We start from the raw sequence: 7417 nt of genomic DNA, 5'->3' as shown, positions 1-7417 counted from the left end.
TGTCAATGGCCAGTAGTTTGTGCCCACGGGCGGCCAGTTAATGTGCCCGCTGGTGGCCAGTAAAACTGCCCGGTGATGGCCAACAGATCTGCCCACTGAAGGTTTCGGCGGGGTTGGCCATCGTGGGGTCGTGTCAGTTCAGTTGGGTGACTCCTTTTCCCGCGAGGGCCTGGGTGAGGCGGATGGAATCGCCGCTGGTCTGGCAGACATGGGCGTGGTGCAGCAGCCGGTCCACGGTGGCGGTGGCCAGGGTTTTGGGCATGAGCTCGTCAAAGCCTGCCGGGTGAAGGTTCGATGAGATCGCGACGGAGCGCTTTTCGTAGGCTGCGTCCACGACCCGGTAGAGGCCTTCGGCGGCGTCGGTGGCCACCGGCAGGAGCCCGATGTCATCGATCACGACGAGTTCGGCGCGTAGGATTCTGGCGACGGCCCGGGTGACGCTGTCGTCGGTGCGGTGGGCCCGGATCAGGGCGCCGAGGTCCTCGAGCCTGAACCAGGCCACGCGCATGCCGGCTTCGACGGCTTGCTGGCCGAGGGCTTCGAGGAAGAATGTTTTCCCCGTGCCGGACGGTCCGCAGACGACCAGGTTCTCCCGCCGGCCGATCCATTCCAGGGTGCGCAGGGCCTGCTGGGTCGGCGCGGGGATCGAGGAGACGGCGGGGTCCCAGGCGTCGAAGGTTTTCCCCGTGGGGAAGCCTGCTGCCTTGCGCCGGGTGGCGAGCATGGACCGGGCCCGGCCGGCTGTTTCCTCGGTGAACAGTGCCTTGATGATCTCTGCCGGTTCCCAGCGCTGGGCGCGTGCGGTCGCAATCAGCTCCGGGGCCAAAGCCCGGGCGTGGGGCATTTTGAGCTGCCGCATCAGTGCTTCGAGTTCGGCCGGCAGGGGCGGGGCGGTCGTGTTCGTGGTGCTGACAGGGCTCATCGGTTCTGCTCCTTCACAGGGGCGGGTTCAGTGCCCAGGCCGGCCCATGCACTGGTGCCCTGGGTCAGGGACCGGGTCTCGTCCGCGGCGTGGGTAGTGGTGCGTCGGATGTTGGCGTTCAGGATCGAGGCCAGATCGCCGTGAGCGAAGCGGCCATGAAGCGCGGCGTCACCCAGGGCCCGGTCCACCGCCTCGGCGCCGGCGATTTTGGCCAGCGTCACGGCCTCAGCCATTTTCACGTTCATCCGGGCCGTCCCGGTCCCGGCGGCTTCCACGAGCCAGGTCCTCGCGCCCTCGCCGATGGCAAGGAACTCGGCCTCACCGGCGTTGCGGGCCTTCACTGCGTAGTCGCCCGGGATCCTGGTCCTGGTTCCGGGAAAGTGCTCTTCGATGATCGCGGGGCTGCCGGGCCTGGCCCGGTGATGACGGGCGACCTCGACCGGACCGGCGGAGCCGTGGTGGACGATGATGACCTGTTCATCGGGCCCGGTGCCGTGGGAGCGGACGAACACCCTCGCGCCGAGCAGATGCGCGGGCACGGAGTACTGGGCGTTCTCGAAGGTGACCATCGGGGTGTTCTCCGGGACGGTGCGGGCCACTCCGAACGCGACCGTGTGCGCGGTCTCCGGGATCCGGTGCAGCCGGAGCTGTTCCTCTGCCAGCACCGCTGCCGGTTTGCGCCGGATGGTGCGGTGCTCCCGGTTGTTCACCTCGTCCATGAATGCCTCGCAGGCCGCCTCGAGAGCGGTGAAGGAACCGTAGTCCGCCCGCAGGTTGGTCTCTTTTGGGACGATATCGGCCTTGGCTAGCTTCACGGACGCTTCGACCCCGCCCTTGGTGGCGGGGTCCGCCGGCTGGCAGGTCAGCACTGTGACCCCGTAGTGGCGGGCGAAGTCCAGGGTTTGCTGGTTCCGCACCGGCACCCCGGCCACGTGGGCCGTGGTCACAGTTTTCTCGTTGTCCGTGAGGACATAGGTCGGTGCCCCGCCCAGGATCCGGAAGCAGCGGTCCAGAGCGGCGAACACGCTCGGCGCGGTCCGGTCCCGCAACGGGATCACGATCCTGAACCTCGAGAACGCCAGCCAGGCCACGAACAGGATGGTCTTCACCCCGCCGATCCGTGGTCCGTCGCCGAAGTCGTACTGCAGCCACATCCCGGGCTCGGTGATCCACGGTCGGTGAACGCGGGTGTGTCCCAGCCGCCACGCGGCCTTGACCTGCGCGATCGCCCGGCGGGTGGATCGCTCGGACCCCGCGTAACCCATGGCGAGGAGCTTCGCGTGGGCTTTATCGGCACGGATCCGTCCTTTGGACGCCTCGACCCATTCCTCGATCTTGGGCAGGTAAGTGTCCGTGACCCGGGGCCTGGGCGCGGGTTCGGCGATCGGCCGGCCGGCGTCCCGTGCCGCTACATGCCTGGCTACAGTGTGGTGCGAACAGCCCGTGAGCTCGGCCGTGGCGCGCAACGATCCGGTCAGATCGTAGGCAGCAAGAATTTCCATGATTTCTCCGTCATGCTTCATACAGGGCCTCTTCCTGGGACGACATTTGGTGCGACTAGACACCGTCATCAAATCCCGGGGAGAGGCCCCCACCGCTTAAGACGCGGCAGGTTCAGTAAGGAAGTGGGCAGATCTCATGGCCACCAACGGGCAGTTCTACTGGCCGTCAGTGGGCATTTCCGTGGCCGCCTACGGGCAGTTTTTCATGGCCGCTAACAGCCCACAGTACCGCCACCGCCAGGACCGTCCAAGGGGACGACGGCGGGAGGTTCCGCCGTCGTCCCCTTGTGTCTAAGCTGCCTAGACGGCATGCGGAATTCTGAAACGGCGGCGATCACGGGTAGCTTTTGAACTAGCGCGAAGGGCCTCGGTGTACTCGCAATCTCTTCCAATGAGCCAATGGGAACTGGGTTTCCTCCTTGTCGGCGCCGAACAGGGCGCACTTTTGCTGCCAAGGCCGAGAGTTTTCGGTCACCTAGCCCGAGCACGACGCGATCGCCTGCGAGTATCCGAATTTGTAACGATCGTTGACCCGGTTCCATCCTCCTTACTGGATGTAGCGCACTGTGTCTGCTGGCTGCGCAGTGGTGGGAGCAGAGCGCGGTATCGTGGACCGGCGCCCCGGCCCGACGGCGGCCCGACGTCGCTGGGTGCTGTTCGGCAGCAAGCACCGGGCCTTGCGGAGCAGGAGCGGCCGGAACCATTTCGCCGCCGCGGGCGGAGAATAGGGAGTAGGAACTTGTCTTCCAACACCCTTCCCAGCGAGGACGGTATGCCATGAAAACTGGCAAGGTACGCGGATCGCTCCTATTGGTGACGGTCCTGCTCGGCACGGGCGCCTGCGCCAGCGGTGGTGGATCCCCTCCCAAGCCGGAAGGAACGGTAAGCCCCCCGGTCGTGACCACCCCCGCGCCCAACAGTATGGTTATCAAGGACTTCGACTATGGGGCACCGGTCACGGTGTCCCCGGGTGCCTTGGTCGCGGTGACCAACCTGGATTCCGCAAGGCATACCGTGACGGCCGACCACGGCGGAACGTTCGCCGTGGACGTCGCGGGCAATGGCGGGACGGCCACGTTCGCGGCCCCGTCAACGCCCGGCAACTACCCCTTCCATTGCACCTATCACCCGAGGATGAAAGGGGCGCTGACAGTCAAGTGAGCGCGCTACGACGAGGGGTCGCTGAGTCCAGGCGTTGACATGCGGCGGATGGTGAGACCCGGCTCCATGACGAGACCTTGGCTGTGGAAGCAGCGTCAGGCTGGACTGCCGAAAAGTTTTCCTGGACATGCACACCGAGCAGTCTTGGATTCAAAACTGACACCCAATCCTGCTTGAGGGTCTTTGAGGCTGCTGAAGGTTTCGTTAACAGCGGGGTTGGTAGGTTCTTACGCGGCTGAGGCCGCGTTTTTCATTGCCTCAAACTCGATGGGTGTCAGCCGTCCGGGGGCACGTTGGCGGTGTTTTCGGTGGTAGCTGCGCTCGATCCAGGTTGTGATGGCGAGCCAGAGTTCGGCCCAATTTCCTGCAGGGTCCGGGAGCCTGGCGGAGCCGGACCGGGCCAGGGCGTCACTTGAGCTTCAGAATCGCTCGCGCGACGACCTGCGCCTCCAGATTGGATTGCACCTCGGTGACCGCTTCCCGGATCGCCTCTTCGGCGCTGGGTCCGTCACCGGCGCCGGCCAGCCCGCGGACGTATCCTGCCAGGTCCTCAACCTCAGTGTCGCTTATCTCTATCTTCACTTCATCGTTCCTCTCCGCGTCGGGATTGGGGCACCAATGCTAGCGCGCGGCTTTGGCTGCTCCAAGAGCTTTCTACGGACCCGATCGGGACGACTTCCGTCCCTTTGCCGGAAGGGCACGTCCGCCGAGAGCGGCCTGAATCAGGCGGGCAGCTGTCGCCGAACGGGCGCTGAAGGGGCGATCCCCGGCTCTGGAATTCGAGGGCCGGGCATGCGAGCCTAGTCCCATGGATAAAGCAGCCTTGGAAGAGGCCGTCCGCTTGGCCGCGGACACGGAACGCATGGCCGCGGCAGACTACCGCCGGGAAATCGCCGAGCTCGATGCCACCGGGGTGGACCAGCTCACACCCAAGGGCAGGGTCTGGGTCGTCGCGTATGACGACCTCAAGGCCGCCCAGGACGCATATGAGTATGACGTCGGTCCGAACGAATGACCCGGAGGCGTGGCCCGGCGGTTCTCGGACTGAATGGCTTTTGGAGACGGGAACAGCCGAGATCATCGAATCCCATCACTGACACCACACCATCTGGGTCGCCTGCACCTGCCCCCGCCACCAGGGCAAAGGCGAGAACCATCTCGGCCTCTCCCTCATGAAGCTGCGCGCTGAGATCGCAGCGTCTCGGCCCTAACACTCCACCTGCCACCGAAACAGCAAGAAAGCCCCGACCGGGTCACCTGGTCGGGGCTTTTTTGTCTCACACACAGGACAGCACAGCTGTCCCGAGATTCTCTGTGAAGAAGCATCTTCGCAGAGCACGACCGCACAGCGCAGTTCTTGCCACCTTGACGTCAATGTCTATCCCGCCGTCGCCACCCCGTCCATTTATCGCCTGGGCGACCAGTCCGTCTCTGGATCGGTCTTCCACAATCAGCATTTCGGCAAGCTCGTTGAACCTGATCTCGCTAATGGTGCTCCAGTCGACTCGCGAAGGCGATTCCATGTGTTCCCCTCATTAGATCGTCGCCCCCTGCTCACCGCTGGTTCGGTAAGTGGCGGCGGGGGCCGGCGTGCTGGTGCCGGCCTCTGAAACTGGCAGAGTGCGGCTCAGGTCTTGAACGGTGTTCAGATATACCGCCGCCTTTGGGCGGCGCAGGCACGCTCAAACCCTGTCAGCGATGGTCGAAAAGTGAGCCGTTTCGCGGGTGGAAAAGTGAGCCACTTTGACGTTGGTTATTCTGCCGTATTTTCGGGTCTTGTCGAGGGCAGTGAGTCGACTTGGGTGTGTTTGAGTCGGTAGCTGGAGCCTTTGAGGGTGATGACTTCGGCGTGGTGGACGATGCGGTCGATCATGGCCGAGGCGACGACCTGGTCGCCGAACACGTCGCCCCAGCGGGCGAACGGGAGGTTCGAGGTCAGGATCAGCGAGGCGTGCTCGTAGCGCGATGAGACCAGTTGGAAGAACAGGTTCGCGGCATCTTGCTCGAAAGGGATGTAGCCGACTTCATCGACGATGATCAGCCGGTAGCGGCGCAGCCTTACGAGTTCCTGGGGCAGTCTGCCGTTCTGGTGGGCTGTCTGGAGGCGGGCTACCCAGTCGATGGCCGTCGCGAACAGGACCCGATGTCCGAGCTGGGTGGCCCGTAAGCCCAGGCCGGTTGCGAGGTGTGTTTTGCCGGTGCCGGGCGGTCCGAGCAGGACGATGTTGGATGCTTCCGTGAGGAACGCTCCGGTGGCAAGGTGGGCGATGGTGTCGCGTTTGAGGCCGGGCTGGTGATCGAAGTTGAAGTCCTCGAGTGATTTCCGGGCCGGGAACCCGGCGCCCCTGGCTCTGATCTCTGCTCCGGAGGCTTCCCTCGCGGCCACTTCCCGCGACAGCACAGCGGCGAGGTATTCCTCGTGGGTCCAGCCTCCTTCCCGGGCCTGATCAGCGAGCCGGGTTGCTGCTTCCCGGATCCGGGGTGCTTTCATTGCCCGGGAGTAGTACTCGATCTGGCCAGCGGTTTCCTTGATAGCGGGCATCAGGCGACCTGCCCGTCATCAAGGATGACCCCGAATGCGCGGTCGTAGTCGGCCAGATCCCGCAGCCCGGCTGTCTCACCCACCGGCTGAGGGGTTTGGAAGGCCTTCCGTAGTGCCTTTGCCGCCTCTACGTGGTCTGGGTCGGTGATCGTCAGGCCCTTGCCCCAGGACCGGGTGTGGGTTCCGACAGTTCTGCCGTCCAGGCTGATCGTGACGGTTTCGAGGTCGGCGGTGACCTCGACGAACCGGCCGATGGCCTGCGGGTGGACGGAGTAGTCGTTGGACCCCATCCGGACGTAGTAGTCCCGCGGGAGCCGGACCCTGGCGGTGAATCCGGTGACCGGTGGAACCGGTGGCAGCGCCAGCATCGCCTTCTTGTCCGCATTGATGAGCTCCGCCGGCCGGGCACCTGTCCGCCTGACGAGCCGCGCATTGGCCTTCGGCAGCCACATGGCCAGCTGGGCGTTGAAATCCTCCGGTGAGGTGAAGACCCGGCCCGGCAGGAACGAGGTCTCCAAGAACTGGTTGGCCCGCTCGACCACGCCTTTGCTTTCCGGGTCATAGGGTTTGACCTGAACGACCCGGGTGGCGAGGACCCCGGCGAACGCAGCCACCCCGGCGGCGTAACTGTTCCGGCGACCGATCCCGGTTTCGTTGTCCCAGATCAGCCGCCGCGGAACCGCACCCAGGGATCCGAGCAGCTCCCACATCCCGGCCAGCAGGTCCCCGGTCATCCGCGACGGGATCATCCTGGCCATGATGAACCGCGAATGCGAAGACACCATCACCAGCACGGGCAACACCCGCGTCTTGCCTGCTCCAACGGGAATCTGCACCTCCGGGAACCAAAGGTCGCACTGCGCCTGATCCCCGGGATCATAGGTGATCCGGTCAGCAGGATCAGCCGGCGCATACTCCGGCCGGATCCTGGCCACGTTCTCCCGGAACCAGGCCGCCGACCCCGACCAGCCCACCCGCTCCGCGAGCACCGTCGCGGGCATCCGCGGGTTCTCCTGCAACAAAGCACGAATCGCAGGCTCGACGGCCTTGATCCCGGAGTCCTGAGGTGCCCGCACATACGCAGGCGGACCATCAGAACTAACCGCTTTGGCAACAGTGTTCCGGGAGATCCCCAGCCGCGCCGCTATCGACCTCATCGACTCACCCTCGGCAAGATGCAATCGCCGAATAAGCGCCCAATCCTCCACAGTGATCACCCACCCAATCGTTTGAAACGGGTGGCTCAGTTTTCAACCGTCACAATGGTTCAGTTTTCGACCGTCACCGACA

At 64.7% G+C, this 7417-nt stretch carries 7 protein-coding genes and 1 pseudogene; 2 read left to right on the top strand and 6 right to left on the bottom strand.

The features are described 5' to 3' along the window. Nucleotides 1-133 precede the first annotated feature (133 nt). Nucleotides 134-922 carry an IS21-like element helper ATPase IstB gene (gene istB / locus DBZ45_RS13565; protein WP_111902704.1) on the bottom strand — a complete coding sequence of 263 codons (789 nt, stop codon included), beginning with the start codon at nucleotides 920-922 and terminating at the stop codon, nucleotides 134-136. Further along, nucleotides 919-2445, bottom strand: a complete 1527-nt coding sequence (gene istA, locus DBZ45_RS13560; protein ID WP_190243005.1) for an IS21 family transposase — start codon at nucleotides 2443-2445, stop codon at nucleotides 919-921. The genes istB (DBZ45_RS13565) and istA (DBZ45_RS13560) overlap by 4 nt, the downstream gene beginning before the upstream one ends. A gap of 756 nt (nucleotides 2446-3201) precedes the next feature. Here istA (DBZ45_RS13560) and DBZ45_RS23275 point away from each other — a divergent pair. Beyond that, nucleotides 3202-3585: a cupredoxin domain-containing protein gene (locus DBZ45_RS23275; RefSeq protein WP_223257079.1), complete on the top strand. Its 384-nt coding sequence runs from the start codon at nucleotides 3202-3204 to the stop codon at nucleotides 3583-3585. 227 nt (nucleotides 3586-3812) lie between these two features. Here the strand turns inward: DBZ45_RS23275 and DBZ45_RS23270 are convergent. Both DBZ45_RS23270 and DBZ45_RS22970 read right to left on the bottom strand, forming a co-directional pair. Further along, nucleotides 3813-3938: pseudogene (locus tag DBZ45_RS23270) on the bottom strand (IS3 family transposase); the annotation flags it as partial. A 55-nt stretch (nucleotides 3939-3993) separates the two neighbouring features. Continuing rightward, complete coding sequence (locus tag DBZ45_RS22970) at nucleotides 3994-4167, bottom strand: hypothetical protein (protein ID WP_190243129.1); 174 nt, start codon at nucleotides 4165-4167, stop codon at nucleotides 3994-3996. Between the two features lie 226 nt (nucleotides 4168-4393). Here DBZ45_RS22970 and DBZ45_RS13550 point away from each other — a divergent pair, with 226 nt between their 5' ends. Then, nucleotides 4394-4600, top strand: coding sequence for a hypothetical protein (locus DBZ45_RS13550; RefSeq protein ID WP_111904418.1), 207 nt, complete (start codon nucleotides 4394-4396; stop codon nucleotides 4598-4600). A 738-nt stretch (nucleotides 4601-5338) separates the two neighbouring features. On the opposite strand, the gene istB (DBZ45_RS13545) is transcribed toward DBZ45_RS13550, so the two are convergent. Together istB (DBZ45_RS13545) and istA (DBZ45_RS13540) are read right to left on the bottom strand one after the other, a co-directional pair. Continuing rightward, nucleotides 5339-6127: an IS21-like element helper ATPase IstB gene (gene istB, locus DBZ45_RS13545; RefSeq protein ID WP_111904277.1), complete on the bottom strand. Its 789-nt coding sequence runs from the start codon at nucleotides 6125-6127 to the stop codon at nucleotides 5339-5341. Further along, entirely contained in the window at nucleotides 6127-7344 is a 1218-nt protein-coding gene (gene istA, locus DBZ45_RS13540) for an IS21 family transposase (RefSeq protein ID WP_111904276.1), read from the bottom strand. The genes istB (DBZ45_RS13545) and istA (DBZ45_RS13540) overlap by 1 nt, the downstream gene beginning before the upstream one ends. Between the last annotated feature and the right edge of the window lie 73 nt (nucleotides 7345-7417).

This window comes from Arthrobacter globiformis, from assembly GCF_003261175.1.
GTDB lineage: Bacteria > Actinomycetota > Actinomycetes > Actinomycetales > Micrococcaceae > Arthrobacter > Arthrobacter globiformis_A.
The sequence above is the reverse complement of the archived record's forward strand: the minus strand, read 5'-3'. Positions and strand labels throughout refer to the sequence as shown.

Bases quoted from the DNA above. Each gene is read 5' to 3' on its own strand.
- DBZ45_RS13550 (WP_111904418.1), top strand. From the start codon at position 4,394: ATGGATAAAGCAGCCTTGGAAGAGGCCGTCCGCTTGGCCGCGGACACG.
- istA (WP_190243005.1), bottom strand. From the start codon at position 2,445: ATGAAGCATGACGGAGAAATCATGGAAATTCTTGCTGCCTACGATCTG.
- istB (WP_111904277.1), bottom strand. From the start codon at position 6,127: ATGCCCGCTATCAAGGAAACCGCTGGCCAGATCGAGTACTACTCCCGG.
- DBZ45_RS23275 (WP_223257079.1), top strand. From the start codon at position 3,202: ATGAAAACTGGCAAGGTACGCGGATCGCTCCTATTGGTGACGGTCCTG.
- istB (WP_111902704.1), bottom strand. From the start codon at position 922: ATGAGCCCTGTCAGCACCACGAACACGACCGCCCCGCCCCTGCCGGCC.